14 protein-coding genes and 1 pseudogene are annotated in these 15,520 nt (G+C 66.0%); 10 read left to right on the top strand and 5 right to left on the bottom strand.

The annotated features are described in order from the left end of the window. Positions 1–536: 536 nt before the first annotated feature. Positions 537–689, bottom strand: a complete 153-nt coding sequence (locus tag WT53_RS34465; protein ID WP_257127884.1) for a hypothetical protein — start codon at positions 687–689, stop codon at positions 537–539. On the opposite strand from WT53_RS34465, the gene WT53_RS27860 reads away from it, so the two are divergent. Continuing rightward, positions 619–3,321, top strand: a complete 2,703-nt coding sequence (locus tag WT53_RS27860; RefSeq protein WP_257127883.1) for a filamentous hemagglutinin N-terminal domain-containing protein — start codon at positions 619–621, stop codon at positions 3,319–3,321. The genes WT53_RS34465 and WT53_RS27860 overlap by 71 nt on opposite strands. 318 nt (positions 3,322–3,639) lie before the next feature. After that, positions 3,640–5,394: a ShlB/FhaC/HecB family hemolysin secretion/activation protein gene (locus tag WT53_RS27855; protein ID WP_179949054.1), complete on the top strand. Its 1,755-nt coding sequence runs from the start codon at positions 3,640–3,642 to the stop codon at positions 5,392–5,394. A gap of 74 nt (positions 5,395–5,468) precedes the next feature. Here the strand turns inward: WT53_RS27855 and WT53_RS27850 are convergent, their stop codons facing one another. After that, positions 5,469–6,305 (bottom strand): fucose-binding lectin II, encoded by an 837-nt coding sequence (locus tag WT53_RS27850; RefSeq protein ID WP_060262390.1) that lies wholly within the window; start codon positions 6,303–6,305, stop codon positions 5,469–5,471. A 118-nt stretch (positions 6,306–6,423) separates the two neighbouring features. Further along, the gene (locus WT53_RS27845; RefSeq protein WP_034205684.1) at positions 6,424–6,813 is read right to left on the bottom strand and encodes a fucose-binding lectin II; all 390 of its coding nucleotides are present in this window, start codon (positions 6,811–6,813) and stop codon (positions 6,424–6,426) included. Between the two features lie 423 nt (positions 6,814–7,236). Between WT53_RS27845 and WT53_RS33690 the strand changes: the two genes are divergently transcribed. The 8 genes from WT53_RS33690 (at position 7,237) to WT53_RS27810 (ending at position 14,639) form a co-directional block, all read left to right on the top strand. Continuing rightward, positions 7,237–7,416, top strand: coding sequence for a hypothetical protein (locus WT53_RS33690; RefSeq protein WP_156447912.1), 180 nt, complete (start codon positions 7,237–7,239; stop codon positions 7,414–7,416). A 374-nt stretch (positions 7,417–7,790) separates the two neighbouring features. Next, on the top strand, positions 7,791–8,195 hold the full coding sequence (locus WT53_RS27840; RefSeq protein ID WP_156447911.1) for a hypothetical protein: 405 nt from the start codon (positions 7,791–7,793) through the stop codon (positions 8,193–8,195). Between the two features lie 118 nt (positions 8,196–8,313). Next, positions 8,314–9,723, top strand: a complete 1,410-nt coding sequence (locus tag WT53_RS27835) for a circularly permuted type 2 ATP-grasp protein (protein WP_034205682.1) — start codon at positions 8,314–8,316, stop codon at positions 9,721–9,723. Positions 9,724–9,784: 61 nt separating this feature from the next. Next, positions 9,785–10,732, top strand: a complete 948-nt coding sequence (locus tag WT53_RS27830) for an alpha-E domain-containing protein (RefSeq protein WP_034205681.1) — start codon at positions 9,785–9,787, stop codon at positions 10,730–10,732. A 12-nt stretch (positions 10,733–10,744) separates the two neighbouring features. Further along, complete coding sequence (locus tag WT53_RS27825; protein ID WP_034205680.1) at positions 10,745–11,545, top strand: transglutaminase family protein; 801 nt, start codon at positions 10,745–10,747, stop codon at positions 11,543–11,545. Then, on the top strand, positions 11,542–12,369 hold the full coding sequence (locus WT53_RS27820; RefSeq protein WP_060262386.1) for a peptidase: 828 nt from the start codon (positions 11,542–11,544) through the stop codon (positions 12,367–12,369). Before WT53_RS27825 ends, WT53_RS27820 begins: the two co-directional genes overlap by 4 nt. A gap of 251 nt (positions 12,370–12,620) precedes the next feature. Further along, a complete protein-coding gene (locus WT53_RS27815) occupies positions 12,621–13,289 on the top strand; it encodes a MarC family protein (protein WP_034206280.1) in 669 nt (222 codons plus the stop codon). 309 nt (positions 13,290–13,598) lie between these two features. Beyond that, positions 13,599–14,639, top strand: coding sequence for a hypothetical protein (locus WT53_RS27810; protein WP_257127881.1), 1,041 nt, complete (start codon positions 13,599–13,601; stop codon positions 14,637–14,639). Positions 14,640–14,696: 57 nt separating this feature from the next. Here WT53_RS27810 and WT53_RS27805 read toward each other — a convergent pair whose 3' ends face one another. After that, a complete protein-coding gene (locus tag WT53_RS27805; RefSeq protein ID WP_034205677.1) occupies positions 14,697–14,915 on the bottom strand; it encodes a hypothetical protein in 219 nt (72 codons plus the stop codon). Positions 14,916–15,239: 324 nt separating this feature from the next. Beyond that, positions 15,240–15,520 (bottom strand): annotated as a pseudogene (locus tag WT53_RS27800) (amino acid permease); the annotation flags it as partial.

Raw genomic sequence — 15,520 nt, 5'->3', positions numbered from 1 at the left:
CGTCGACAGCGTAGCCCGAAGGGCGACGCAGGCCAATCAGCCCGGTCCGAATCCACGCCGGTCGCGACGAGCCATCAGGTCTGTCGGCCGAATCGAAGACCCATCGTTCTCCGTGTCTCCTCTCCTCGGCACCGTCGGCCGCGGGTCGTTTCCCGCGCGCCTTCGACCATTGCGTGACCCGAATCGTCTCGCCATCGACGCCGCATCTTCGTCGCGGAAATGTCAACTACTGTGCGCCCGTGCGCCGAATCATCCCAGTCCGATGGACCCGCCGAAAGTGCGTGCGTAGCATCAAGCGATTGCATCGGTCGCTGTATCTCGTATGCCGGGATTCCGCATCCATTCGGCTCTTTCGGCCCGATGCAACGGAGAAAATCGATGCGCGCGGAATCCGCTCCGTGATCGGCCAGATGAGGAAGCAGGAAAATGAATTCGAAGCAGTCCTTGAAGTTCGACGCGAGGCGTGCACGTCAGTGCGTGCTGAAGCCGCTCGCCATGTTGATTCCGTTGATTGCGGGCGGTCATGCGTATGCAGCTCAAGGCGGCGCGATCGCGGCCGGCGCCGGCAGCATCACGCATAGCGGTCCGAACACGCAGATCGACCAGACGTCGTCGAAGATGATCGTCAACTGGAAGAATTTCGACATCGGCAAAGGGGAAACGGTCAACATCGCCCAACCGAATGCCAATGCCGCGATCCTGAACCGCGTGCAATCGGGCGACATGACGTCGATTCAAGGTGCGCTGAACGCGAACGGGCGCGTGTTCGTCGTGAACCCGAACGGCATCGTGGTCGGCAAGGGCGCGACGATCAATGCGAACAGCGTGGTGTTGTCTGCGGCCGACGTGTCGGACGGCGACTTCATGGCGAATCGCCCGCTGACGCTGCAGAACGCCAACGGTGCGACGGGCACCGTGCGTAACGACGGCACGATCACGACGCAGAGCGGCGCAGTACTGGCTGGCGCGCGCGTCATCAACGGCCCCGACGGGGGCGTCGTGGCCGAGAACGGCAGCGTCGGGCTTCTGGCGGGCGGTAAGGTGATGCTCGAGCTGGCCGCGGACGGCAGCGTGCAAGGCGCCTACGTCACCGATGGCGCGGCTGGCGCATTGGCGGCCAACGACGGGGTGGTTTCGGCCGGCAACGGCTGGGCGCGACTGGAAGGGAATACGACCGATGCGTTGCGCTCTGAAGTCGTGCGCAATACCGGCCACCTCGAAGCGGCGTCGCTTGCGGACCTGGGTGGAGTGGACGGAGCAGGTACCGTGTCGATGTACGCCGCCAACGGCGCCCCGAGGAGTGCCGATATCCGTGTCGGTGGCGATATCAGCGCACGCAACATAGAAATTCGCGGTACCGGCGGAGTGACGTTCGACGGAGCGACGTTGAGCACCAACCGCGGAGACGGTATCCGACGCGCGGCCGATACCACCGTGAATGCCAATCGGGTCACCGTGTCGGCGAACGGCGCGACGTCCGACGGCACGATGAAGATCGTCGGGAGTGGGCCGGATTCGACTTATCTCCAGCAGGGCGATCTGATCCTGACCAACGGCTCGATGAGCGCCTCCGGGTTCGATCGGATCGACCAACGTGGCGGGCTGTTGTATGCACGAGGCCCTGTGGATCTCTCCGCACGCGAGATCGTGATCGGCAATGTGACGACGCCCGATCTCCTGACGGCGAAGGCCGGGGGCAACCTGACCGTCGCGGGGACCGGGGCGGTCAGCGCCGACACGGTTGCACTGGAAGCAAACAACGATCTGAACGTGGCCGGCACCGGGACGGTCAGCGCGGGGCGGGCCATATTGACTGCAAACGACAAGCTGAGTGTCGACGGACGGGTCCACGCGACCGGTAGCGCGGGGTTGTTCGGCAAGAACGTGGATATTGCCGGCGAAGTGACGACGCCGGACGCGTCGCGGTTCGGAAACCTGACTATTGCAACGGCCGATGGCGGCGGCGGTGTGCTTCGGATCGACGGTGTCGTCGACGGTACGGGGCAAGTCGTGCTCTTCGGGGATCGAGGCGTCGAACAGTCTTCGGCTGGCGTTTTGCGCGGCGGCAGACTGTTGCGGGTCGCGACCAACGAGAACGGTCACGTCGTGCTCAACGGCACGGTTCACGCGCCGTCCGGTTATACCGTCGCGAACTCGGCTACTTCGTCGACCTCGTACGCGCCGGGCGACTACGCACCGGGGCAGGCGCACGGCGCGACCGTCGCACCGGTCGATCCGGTCGTTCCGGTACAGCCGGGCCGGGGCGGTTCGATCGTTGCCGGCGCGGGCGCCATCGAACAGGACGGCAAGGTCACCGACGTCCAGCAGTCGACCGACCGCATGGTCGTGAACTGGAAGGATTTCGACATCGCACGCGACGAGGCCATCAATTTCCGGCAACCGAATGCGAATGCAGCCGTGCTCAACCGCGTGGCATCCGGCAAGGTCACGTCGATCGACGGCGCGCTGAACGCGAACGGCCGCGTCTTCGTGCTGAATCCGGACGGCATCGTGGTCGGCAAGGGCGCGACGATCAACGCGAACGGCGTGACGCTGGCGGCCGCCGACACGTCGGACGACGACTTCATGCAAAAGCGCGCGCTGCGCTTCAACGTGGATCCGGCCAAGCGCGCGATCGTCCAGAACGAAGGGACGATCGCATCGAGAACCGGCGCGGCGCTGATCGGCCGCGAGGCGACGAACCTCGCGTCCGGGCGCATCACGAGCGGCAACGGCAACGTCGCGCTGGCCGCAGGCGGCGGCGCAACGATGTCGCTGAACGCGGACGGCAGCCTGAACCAGGTCGACGTGACGGATGCGACCGATCGCGCACTGGTGGCGAACGACGGCCGGATCACGGCCGACAACGGCTATGCGAGCCTGCAGGCCTACGCATCCGGCGCTGCCGATGCGGAAGTTGCACGCAACCGCGGCCAGATCGACGCGATCAACCGGTCGAACGCGAGCCGGTCGGCAAGCGGCCTGAGCCGGGGTGACGTGCTGATCAGCGGCCGCAATGCCGACAACGGCGACCAGGGCGGTATCGTCAACATCCGCGGCCGGATCACCGGGCAGAACATTCGCGTGGCCAGCACCGGCGACCTGAATCTGTCGAACGGCGCCACGCTGGGCACGCGAAGCGTCGGTCCCGACTACGGCGTGACGCTGGCCGGCCGGCGTGTGGCGATTGCATCGACCGGCGCGACGATCAACGGCGATGCGACCGTGCAGGGCGTGGGCGATAACGCCATGTACGTGCAGGACGGGCCGTTGAACACGTCCGGCCAATTGTCGATGAGCAACATCGGCACGTCGCGATAAACCGCGCCGCATGCCGCACGGGATGCCCTCCGTGCGGCATGGGCGAACGCGAACGTGACGCTTGCGTTCGCTTTTGCGCGTTCCGGGGCAGGCGATCGTTACGCCTGCCCCTCTTGAATTCGCCGGTAGTCGTCGCGGCGCGTGCCGCGAATGGTTCGTCTGACGGATGCACGGCTCGGCGCCGTGCCTCTTTTCCGTCCTATCCGCTGCAACGCAGGCTTGCGGCGTCGCATCCCGAATCTCTCGAAGAGCCGCATGACCGGAAGCCGCAGCAGGCGTCCGCGCCTGACTTGCGGCTATTTGTTGGCGGAACTCATCATGAAATCGACGTTGACCATCGGTCGTCGCATGGACGGCGCGACGGCGCGCATCTCTGCCTCCGCGTTGCTGCTGTTCGCCGCTGCGCGTGCCGACGGGCAGACTTTGCAGCCACCCGGAAACGCAGGCCAGTTGCTGCAGCAGAATCAGTCTCTGTTGTCCCCCGGTGTCGACGGCGTGCGCCGGCAGGAAGGTGCGGACGATGGGGGCGTCGACGATCGCGCCGGCGCTGCCGGAAGCGGCACGGCGACGCTGCACGTCACGCGCTTCGAGTTGAACGAAACACTGGGCGAACCGCTCGACAGCGACGTCGCGCGGCTGTTCGCGAGCGCGGCGGGCCGCGACCTGACGTTCGAGCAGATCACGATGGTGCGCATGCAGCTCAACGCGCTGCTGCGTCGGCAACTCGGCTTGCTGGTATTCGCGATCCTGCCGGAGCAGGATGCGCGCAACGGCGTCGTGCGCTTCACGATCGTGCGCGGGCATGTCGAAAGCATCGAACTGCACAATCGCTCGCGTGTGTCGGACGCGACGCTCGAGCGCGTCGTGCCGGGTGCGGGCAAGCGCGGGGCTGCGCTGCTCGCGATCACGCGCCCCGATCTGAGCGACGTGCAGCACGCCGCGCAGATCGCGCGCACATTGCCCGGTGTCGCATCCGTGACGCCGATGCTGACGCAAGGCGAGACCGAGGGCGGCACGCGCGTGGTGCTCGACGTCGCGCCCGAACCGGCCATCGAAGCGACGGCGGTCGCCGACAACGGCGGATCGCCGAGTACCGGACGCTACCGGGTCGGCGCGCAAGTGACCGCGAACAGCCCGTTGGGCATCGGCGATCGCGCGCGCGTGCTGGCCTACAATGCGCCGTCCGCGATTCAGGATCGGGACGGCGCGCATGGCAAGACGTGGATCGGTCTCGCTTCGTACGATGTCCCGCTGGGCGGCGCGGGAACGCGCGGCGGCGTTCAGTACTCTCGCGTTCAATATGCGTTGGGTGGCCCCTTGCAGGATCTGGGCGACGGTTATGCGGACGTGATCGGCGCGTATGTCAGGCATCCGCTGGTGTCGACGCCAAAGGACGATCTGAGCGTCGGTGTCGCGTACAACCGGAAGCTGCTGAAGGATGCGTTCTTTTCCTACGCGTTTCGCCGGCGCTCGAACGTGGCGAGCGTCTCGCTGAACGGTTCGCATTTCGGCGACTGGAAAGGGCGGGCCAACGGATTGCAATACGCGTTCACGGTCGATGCCGGCGACGTGAAGCAGCTCGAAGTCGGACTGGGCGACCCGTCCACGCAGGGACGCTTCGTGAAGTGGGGCGGCTCCGCCGATTTCACGCAGATGCTGTGGCCGGGCGCCAATATTCGCGCACGCATGAGCGCGCAGTTCGCGAGCACGCACCTCGATCCGTCGGAACAGATGACCCTAGGTGGGCCGAACGCGGTGCGCGCCTATGGATACGACGCGCCGAGCGTCGATCAAGGCGCAATCGCGTCGGTCGATCTGACGCAGGAGATTGCCGCGGTGCCCGGCCTTTCGGCGCGCGTGTTCGCGGATGTCGGCCGCGGTCAGATCAACAAGTCGCGCTCGCTGGCCGGTGCGGACAACACGTGGAACGCGCGCGGCTACGGCGTGGGGCTGTCGTATCAGTACAAGGCCCGGGCGCGCGTCGACGTGTCTCATGCGTTCAGGGTCGGCGCACCGGCCGGCCAGCGGCCGGACGCCGGACAGACATGGGTCACGGCGACGCTCAATTTCTGAGCGTCGCGCTCCCGGATCGCCACGCCATGAGGGCTGGCGATGGCCGCGGCATGCGCCCCGGTGCCGCGCAATCCTCAGCCCAACGGCCAGTTCAGGAACACGATGCCGTCGTTGTAATCGTCATCGGTGCCGTCTTCCGAGCCGACGATCCCGAAGTACGACTTCTTGAAGATGTCGACCTGGCGCGAGCCGAGCCGCGACGGCTTGCCGTTCACCGTCACGATCACGCGTACGCGTCCCTTGCCGGAGTCGAGCACCTTCGTGCCGAGATTCTGGTCCTGGACGCCGGCGCCCTTGAACGTGGCGGCCGGTTGCGGGTTGTCGTCGATGTAGACGTCGATCGTCTGGTCGTTCGCCGCATTGGTGAGCGCGGTCACGCCGAACTTGGTGTTCGGCGGGAGGTTGAACGTGCCGTCGCGTTCGCCGCCACCGCCGATGTTGCCGGCACCGCTGCCGCCGCTGCCGCCGCTGCCGGTTTCGGCGCCCTGGTTTCCGCCGGACTGGGACGGCGATTGGGCGGACGCTTCGCCGATCGCGGAAAGGCTGGCGAACGAATCGATATGCATCGTGCTGCCGCGCACGCTCTTCCACTGCGCTTTCACGAACGTGACGTCGCTCGTGACGTCGATCGCGACGACGAGCGTGAACGGCACGCGTCCGCTGGTTTCCGGTGCCTTGGTGGAATGGGTGAAGCAGCCGTCCGCGACCACGCCCTTGTCGGTCGCGATGGCGAAATAGATGCCGGGATAGTTGTTGCCGGTGGCATACGGCGTCGGCACGTTGAGCGTGACCAGCAACTTGCCGTCGCGAATGTTTTGCTTCGCGATGTCGAGGTGCAGGCCCGGTATGTCGACGTACGCCTCGGACGTCAGGACGGGCGCGCTGTTGATCGAAGTCGAAAGAATGGGCATGAAGGTCTCCAATGCCGAAACGGGGTTCGATTGAATTGCCGTGTGCGGTTCGACGCGCAACCGTCGGGCTGCCGCTGCGAGCGGCCTCCCGACGACTGCCTGACGATCGCTCGATCGATCAGCCGATCGGCCACTGCAGCACGACGATGCCGTCGTTGTAGTCGCTGTCGTGACCGTCTTCCGACACGACGATCCCGAAGTTCACCGTGAACGGCGACCCGTCCGACTTCTTGCCGGTGACCGGCGCGAGTCGCGCGTCGGTAGCCGACGGCTTGCCGTTTACCGTGATTTCGAAGCGGATCTTGCCGTTGCCGGAATTCAGCGTGGCTTCGCGCGGGCCGTCGCGCGTGGTCAGCTTGTGATAGGCGGCGGGTTCGGTGCTGTCGCCGATGAACAGTTTGATGTGCTGCTGCTCGGCGGCATTCGCGAAGAAAATCGCGCGAAAATCGGTATTCGGCGGAATCGAGAATTCGCCGGCGCGATTCGAGGACGTTTGAGAGTCGGCCATGCTTTCCTCCTGAGGAACGGTGTTTAAGGCGTCTCGCCGCGTCATGCAAACGTTTGCCGTTTGAAACGCGGTGTGAAAAGCATGTCGAAAAATAAATTGAAAAATATTCGCCGGCAGATTATTTATTGTTCAATCAATTGAAACCGAAGGCGAATCGATTGACTTGAATGGAATAAATGAAACGATATTGGCGATTTCGATAAATTGTATCGACGCGAATTGCGTTTCTTTGAATGATCGTCATGGCGCCGGTTCGGCTTCGGAGCGGGCGCTCGGCGTTCGCATATGGCAGCGTTGCGTTTCAACACCATCAATCTCTGTCGTGGCCGCGCCCACCGACCACCACCGAACGCCCACACCGAAGCCGGACGGCAAAGGAGGGGTGCGGCAAACGGCGAAGATTGATGACCGACTCACTCCGACATGAATAGGGCTTCACCGATGCCGCACCACGAAAGCATATCGGCGGGCGGCGCCTGCGCCTATCGGACTGGACTGATTCTGGTGGCGGCGCTCGGTACGGGTATCGCCGTGAATCCGGCGGCCGCGCAACCGGCGGCGATCGGCGGCTTTCCGATAGCGATGCACGACACGGGCAACTGACTGAGCGGTAGATCGAGCGACGCTGCGACGAGCGTGCCGAAGGTGTCGATTGGCACGCCGCGGTTCCGGTCGTCCGAATGACGAAAGTTATCCATCACCGTGTCGCCGATGAGGCGGATCCGATCGCCGGCCGTGATCGCGTACCGGCGAAATCAGCCCAGTCCGATTTACTTGCCCGCGTACCGAACGCGATACTGGAATCGGTGAATTTCCATTCAAACGAGCGCGGTGCGGTTTGCCGAGGACGTACTCCTATGGACATCATGGGCTATCGACACATCATCGGGCGGTTGGCGACACGGGTCGCGCATCCGTTCGCAGGCGTGCGGCTCCAGTGCGGGCCGTGTGCCCGGCGCCCTGCCGTCGTGGTGGCGATGGCGGGATCGATGTTCGGGTCGATGTGCGTCGCGGCGCCTCACGCGCACGAGCTGCGGCGGCCGGCCGCGATCGGGATGCACGACGGCGCGAATACCCCGCACCCCGGTTTCGTCGCGCGTCCGGCCGCCGCACCCGGCGGTGCGGCGCCGAGCGGCTCCGACGAAGCGAGCCGAAAAGCGCGCGAGTCGGCCACGCTGGCGGCGGCTCACGCCAAGGCGCGCTATCCGCGCAAGCCCGATGCGTCGTCCGACACGGCGAAGGCGCTCGGCATGACCGATGCCGAGCTGGCGTCGTGGCTCATCGACATCCGCCGGCAGGCATCGGCCCCGATCCTGCGGCCGCAGCGACGCGGCGAGGCCGAGCTTCACCCGATGTATCCGGCGCGCCCGACCGACTCCTGACGCCGCCCGCGCCTTCTTCCAACGACCGGCCGACCGCCGGTCGCATGCCCCGCCCATTTCCCGCGCACGCTTCGCCGTGCGCCGGCGACGGCGCATCCAACCATAAACGGAGACCCGCATGCAGTTCTACGACGAAATGCATCTCGAAGGCGGCGCCGTGCGGCGCCACTACGAAGCGTTCCAGCACTGGCTGAGCGAGCAGACCGACGACACGATGCGCCGCAAGCGCGCGGAAGCGGATCTGATGTTCCGGCGCGTCGGCATCACGTTCGCCGTCAACGACGACGAATCGGGCGGCGAGCGGCTGATCCCGTTCGACCAGATTCCCCGCATCGTGCCCGCCGACGCGTGGCGCACGCTCGAAGCCGGCCTGCGGCAGCGCGTGGAGGCGCTGAACCGGTTCCTGCACGACGTCTACCACCGCGGCGACATCGTGCGCGCGGGCATCGTGCCGGCCGCGCAGATCTACGCGAACGCGCAGTACCGGCCCGAAATGCAGAACGTCGAGGTGCCGCGCGACATTCGCGCGCACATCGCGGGCGTCGACCTCGTGCGGGCCGGCGACGACGGTGCGTTCTACGTGCTCGAGGACAACCTGCGCGTGCCGTCGGGCGTGTCGTACATGCTGGAGAACCGCAAGATGATGATGCGGCTCTTTCCCGATTTGTTCGTGCGCAACCGCATCGCGCCCGTCGCGCACTATCCGGACCTGCTGCTCGATACGCTGCGCGCGAGCGCGCCGGACGGCGTCGACGATCCGGTGGTCGTCGTGATGACGCCGGGCATGTACAACGCCGCGTATTTCGAGCACACGTTCCTCGCGCAGCAGATGGGCGTCGAGCTCGTCGAGGGCAAGGACCTGTTCGTCGACGGCGGGTATGTGCATATGCGTACGACTCACGGGCCGAAGCGCGTCGACGTGATCTATCGCCGGCTCGACGACGATTTTCTCGATCCGCTCGCGTTCCGCAGCGATTCGGCGCTCGGCGTGCCGGGGCTGCTCGGCGCGTATCGCGCGGGACGCGTGACGATCGCGAACGCGATCGGCACCGGCATCGCCGACGACAAGTCGATCTACCCGTTCGTGCCCGACATGATCGCGTTCTATCTCGGCGAGCAGCCGATCCTGAACAACGTGCCGACCTACCAGTGCCGCAAGCCCGACGATCTCGCGTACACGCTTGCGCATCTGCCCGAGCTCGTCGTCAAGGAAGTGCACGGCGCGGGCGGCTACGGGATGCTCGTCGGCCCGGCCGCGACCCGGGCCGAGATCGACGCGTTCCGCGCGCGGCTCGTCGCGCAGCCGGACAACTACATCGCGCAGCCGACGCTTGCGCTGTCCACCTGCCCGACCTTCGTCGAAGCCGGCATCGCGCCGCGCCATATCGACCTGCGTCCGTTCGTGCTGTCGGGCCGTACCGTGAAGATGGTCGCGGGCGGTCTCACGCGCGTCGCGCTGAAGGAAGGCTCGCTGGTGGTGAATTCGTCGCAGGGCGGCGGCACGAAGGACACGTGGGTCGCGGGCTGAGCCCGAAGCGCAGGGCCGCCGGATGGAGCGACGGCCGGAATCACAAGACACAGGAGGCAGCATGCTGAGCCGCACCGCGGATCATATCTACTGGATGGCGCGCTATCTGGAGCGAGCGGAGAACACCGCGCGCATCGTCGACATCAATCTCAAATCGCTGCTGCTGCCGCAGGGCGCCGAACGGCAGCGCCGCACGCTGCGCGCGCTGCTGCGCTCGGTCGAACTCGAACCCGCGTTCGCGGCGAAACATGGCGAACCCGCGCCGGAAACCGTCATCGCGTTTCTGGTCGCCGATCGCGACAACCCGTCGAGCATTTACGCATGCCTGCGCAGCGCGCGGGAGAACGCGCGCGCGGTGCGCGGCCTGCTGACGACGGAGTGGTGGGAGACGATCAACCACACGTGGATCGAGTGCGTCGAGCAGCTCGGATCGGATGCGCTCGCGTCCGATCCGCATGGGTTTCTCGAATGGGTGAAGTCGCGCGTGCACCTCGCGCGCGGCGTGTCGATCGGCACCGCGATGCGCGACGACGCCTATTACTTCTCGCGGCTCGGCACGTTTCTCGAGCGTGCGGACAACGTCGCGCGGATGCTCGACGTGCGCTTTCTCGACATCGAACAGGCGACGGCCGACACCCCCGACGAGATCGACGAGTTCTATTACTGGACGTCGATTCTCACGTCGGTGTCGGGCATGGAGATTTATCACAAGGTCTATCGCGACGTCGTGACACCCGAGCGCGTGGCCGAACTGCTGTTGCTGAACCCCGCGATGCCGCGCTCGCTGCGCGCGGCGATCGACGATTTCTGCATGACGCTCGACAAGCTGAAGAACGCCGCGTCGGCCGAATGCGAACGCGAGGCCGGCCGACTGCGCGCGGAGCTGCACTACGCGGATATCCGCAAGATCCGCGCGCAGGGGCTGCACGCATTCCTGAACGAATCGCTCGAGCGCGTCTATGCGCTCGGCAACATGGTCTCGCGCGCCTTCATGATGTCCGCGAGCTGAATCGAGGTTCCCATGTATCTGACCATCCGACACGACACGATCTATCGCTATTCGGCGCCGCTCACCTATTCGATCCAGCAGATCCGGATGACGCCGCCGACGCTCCCGTCGCAGTACGTCGCGGGCTGGCGGATCGCCGCGCCCGGCGCGCTCGACGCATCGACCGACGCATACGGCAACGCGCTGCATTCGCTGGTCGTCACGCGGCCGCTGACCGAGATCGCGCTGCACGCGCACGGCGCGATCGACACGCAACCGCTCGACGACGGCCGGCTCGGGCTCGATCCGGGGCCTGTGCCGGTCGAGCACTACACGTGCCCGACGCGGCTCACCGAGGCCGACGACGCGATCCGCGAACTCGCCGTGCCGCTCGGCGCGGGCGACGGGCCCGATGCGTTCGTCGCGCTGGCCGAGCGGATCGCGGGCACGGTTGCGTACCGGCAGGGCGTCACGGCCGCGACGAGCACGGCGGCCGATGCGCTGGCGCTGCGCCACGGCGTATGCCAGGACCACGCGCATCTGATGCTCGCATGCTGTCGCGCCGGCGGCGTGCCCGCGCGCTACGTAAGCGGCTATTTCGATGCGGGCGACGTCGAGCATGCCGCGAGCCATGCGTGGGTCGACGTATGGGTGCGCGAGATCGGCTGGGTGTCGATCGACGTCACGCACGCGCGCTTCGCGGGCGAAGCGTATTGCCGTGTCGCGACGGGGCGCGACTACGAAGCGGCGGCGCCCGTGCGCGGCATGCGCATCGGCGGCGGCGAAGAGTCGCTCGACGTGAAGGTGGACGTGCAGGCAGGAGGCGCGCAATGACGTACTGTGTCGCGATGCGCGTGGACGAAGGGCTCGTGTTCCTGTCCGATTCGCGCACCAACGCGGGCATCGATCACGTGAGCACGTTCCGCAAGATGGTGCTGTTCGAGGTACCGGACGAACAGGTCGTCGTGCTGCTGTCGTCCGGCAATCTCGCGATCACGCAGGCCGTGACGCAGCATCTGGCGTCGCAGCCGAAGACCGATCCGCAGTCGATCTGGCGCGTGCGCTCGATGCACGATGCGGCGCGGCTCGTCGGCGACGCGGTGCGAGCCGTCCACGCGCGCGACGCGCAATCGCTGCGCGAGTTCGGCGTCGATTTCAACTGCAGCTTCATCGTCGGCGGGCAGGTGCGCGGGGAGGCGCCGCGACTGTTCCAGATCTATGCGGCCGGCAACTTCATCGAGGCGTCGACGCTGAGCCCGTATGTGCAGATCGGCGAAGCGAAGTACGGCAAGCCGATCATCGAGCGGATGCTGTGCGAAGCGATGTCGCTCGCGGACGCGACGAAGTGCGCGCTGATCTCGATGAACTCGACGATCCGCTCGAACGTGTCGGTCGGCTTGCCGGTCGATCTGCTGGTGTACGAGCGCGATACGCTGAGCGCGACCAAGTTCGCGACCTTCGACGAACACGATCCCTATTACGGGATGCTGAATACGACGTGGGCGCAGCGGCAGCGGGCGATGTTCGACGAGATTCCGAATTTGCCGTGGGCGGAGGTGGGCACGGTGGCGCCGCCGAAAGTGGCGCCGGGGCGGTCGACGCTGCGGGACGGCGCGGAGGGAGACACGAGCACGATGTGCGCGCGAGGGGGCGAGTAGGCGGACCGCTTTCCCGCGCGGTGCGTTGCCGTTCCATCGAGCGCGGCGATTCGCGGCTGGCATCCCGGTACCGCAAAATCAGACTCGACTGATTCCGATTCCCCTTCGTCTCCACGACAATTTCAATTCCACGAGGCGCCGGGCATGGCCCCTGCCGCTTCACGGAAACGATCTGCGATTGCGGCCGCTCCTGTCGAGCGGCCGTTTTTTTGCGTCATGTCACGTTACGTCAACGGAGAACCATGGTGGCGATGTCGGTTGAACGCCTGATTCCTGAAATCCTGTTCGGCTTCACGGGCCTGGTCGGCATCATCAATCCGATCGGCATGGCTTTCGTGTTTCTCGAGCGCACGCAGTCGCTGACGGAAGCCGAGCGTGCGCAACTGACGAAGAAGCTGGCGATCAACGTGTTCGGCACGCTGCTCGTGATCTTCTTCGTCGGCGCACCGGTGCTGAACTTCTTCGGTATCTCGATGGAGGCGCTGCGGATCGGAGGCGGGTTCGCGGTGGCGGTCGCCGGCTGGTCGATGCTGAATGCGCCCGACGTGCCGGGCGGCTCCGCGCCGGCGCAGGGCGGCGATCTGCAAAGCCTGATGTCGCGCGCGTTCTTTCCGCTGACGGTGCCGCTCACGATCGGCCCAGGTTCGATCGCGGCCGGTATCGCGCTGCACGCGAACCGCACGCGCGGCGTGGCCGACTATTTGATGTCGGGGGTGATTTCGGTGGCGGTCGCCGCGCTGGTCGCGCTCGCGATCTGGCAGATCTATAGCCGCGCGACGACGCTCGCCCGATATCTCGGCGCCGACGGGACGAAGGTCGCCATGCGCGTGTCGGCGTTTCTACTGCTGTGCGTGGGCGTGCAGATCATGCTGACGGGCGTGTCGGAGTTCGTCCGTACGGTGGGCGCGCAGGCGGGGTGAGCGTGCTGCAACCGTCATTCGCCGATATGGGTCGCGTGGCAGCTGACGCCCGCCCTGGCGGCGTCGAACGTCGACGGTCGAAAAGGCGATGCACGGCACCGATCGCCGCCGGACGGCTCCGATCGACACGGCCCGATAGGGCGCGCGGAGCCCGGCATGCGGGCGCGGGGAGATCGACAGCAACCCGGTGAAGATTAGGACTGGTCCGATTTAGTCGCTGCGAAGGAATGCCTAAAGTGGCGTTGGCTATGGCGTCGCGATCGCCCCGCGGCGAACGGCGACATCGTCACCGCACGGTATGCCGGGCGCATGGCCCGACGTGCCGTTGCGGGCAGTCATTCAGCCGAACGCTGCGCGTCGCCGATGGCCGGTGATCGCGGACTGGACTGGTGCCGAGCGACATGGTCGCCAATTTCCGCGTTTTGGCTGCATTCGTTCATCACAGCCGGGCCCACAGCGATTCACCGCTTACCTGCCGGGCGATACGGGAGTCTCGTCGTGCACTACAACATTTGCATCGTCCGGCCCGAGGACTACGCGCATTCGGGCGCGTTCACGGAACTCGCCGAAGTCATCGCTTACGGGCTCGAAGATCTCGGTCACGGCGTCAGCTTCAGCGAGAACAACATGATGGCGGGCGCGCGCAACATCCTGATCGGTTGCCATCTTGCCGATCCCGGCGCGACCGGGCACGTCCCGAACGACACGATAATCGTCAATACCGAGCAGCTCCATGTCGACGAACAACCGTGGAACCAGAACATCTACCGCTGGACCGCTCGTTACGAGACGTGGGACTACAGCAAGCGGAACATCGCGAAGCTGCGCCACCTGGGCATCGGGCATGCACGCTACTTGAAACTCGGTTTCCATCCGAAGCTGCGTCGTATTGCACATGACGTGGAACAGGACATCGACGTGCTGTTCTACGGCACGATCGGGCCGCGGCGAGCGGCGATACTCGACGCGTTGCGGGCGCGCGGTCTGACAGTGGGTGTCGTGAGCGGAGTCTACGGCCAAGCGCGCGACGCGTACGTCGCGCGTGCCAAAGTCGTGCTGAACCTGCATCACTACGCATCCCACATCTTCGAGATCGTGCGTGTGTTCTATCTGATGACGAACGGCAAGGCCGTAGTCGGCGAGGTGTCGCCGACCACGGCGGTCGACGACGACTATGCAGGCGGATTCCATGCGGCGTCATACGACGGGCTGGTCGACGCATGCGTCGAGCTGGTCCGGAACACTTCACGGCGTCGGCTGCTGGAGGCGGAGGCGCTCAGAACGATACGCCGGCATTCGCAGGCACGCGCGCTTGCGCCGCTGCTGAGACAGGAGCCGACGGCTGCGTAGCAGCGCGGACCCGGCGCACCCGACCGTATCCGGTACGGGGCCGTTCGAGTCGACGCGCTACGCCGGGTCGATCGTGAAATTCGCGAACGCGTAGTGCGCGCGGCACGTCCACAGCGTGTCGCCGCCGCGATGGAACACCGCGACGCCGTCGCGCACGGTCATCCGCGTGCGCGGATACACGGCGCCGTGGCCGTTGACGGCCGCGGCGAGATCGTTGCGTTCCTTGCAGACGGCCCAGTATTCGCCGTCTTGCAATGTCGTCTGTCGTGGGTTCATGTCGACTCCGAGCGAGATCGGTGAGGCGGTGGGGCGTACGCGCGACAGGCTCCGATGCGGACGCTCGACGCTCGCATATGGCAGCGTTATCGAGTTGCAGCAAGATCAGCGCCCTTCAAAGCGTGGCCGCGCCCACCGGCCACCATCGAGCGCCCGCATCGAAGCCGTCGCAGGCGGACGGTGCGCGAGATCCGGAATCGCGTGAGCGTTGCCCGGTGAGGCGCGCTCAGCGCCGTCGATCCGGTACCGCGCACAACAAGCTTATCGTCGAAGGCACCGTCGGCCTATCGGACTGGGATGATTCGGCAGGTGGGCAATCGACGCTCAAAGCCCCCACGCAAGGTAGTGCGACACGCCGATCGTCAGCGCGGCTCCGATCAACGCCGCATACGGCATCGCATTCAGCCACCACGCGCGCTTCGGAGCGTCGAGCGCCATGTCGCGCTGCATCTGCGTGGGAAAGCGGCCGCGATCCTGCCAGTAGTGGCGATAGAGGAACACCGGCACGATCAGCAGCATCGCGATCAGCCCGTTGCGCAGCGTGCCTTCGCCTTGCAGGTTCGCGCCCGCGCCGACGTAGACGAGGTTCGCATAGCCGCAGATCG

Source organism: Burkholderia sp. MSMB2157WGS (assembly GCF_001532755.1).
Classification (GTDB): Bacteria; Pseudomonadota; Gammaproteobacteria; order Burkholderiales; family Burkholderiaceae; genus Burkholderia.
Note: the sequence above shows the minus strand (reverse complement) of the source record. Positions and strands in the feature narration are given on the sequence as shown.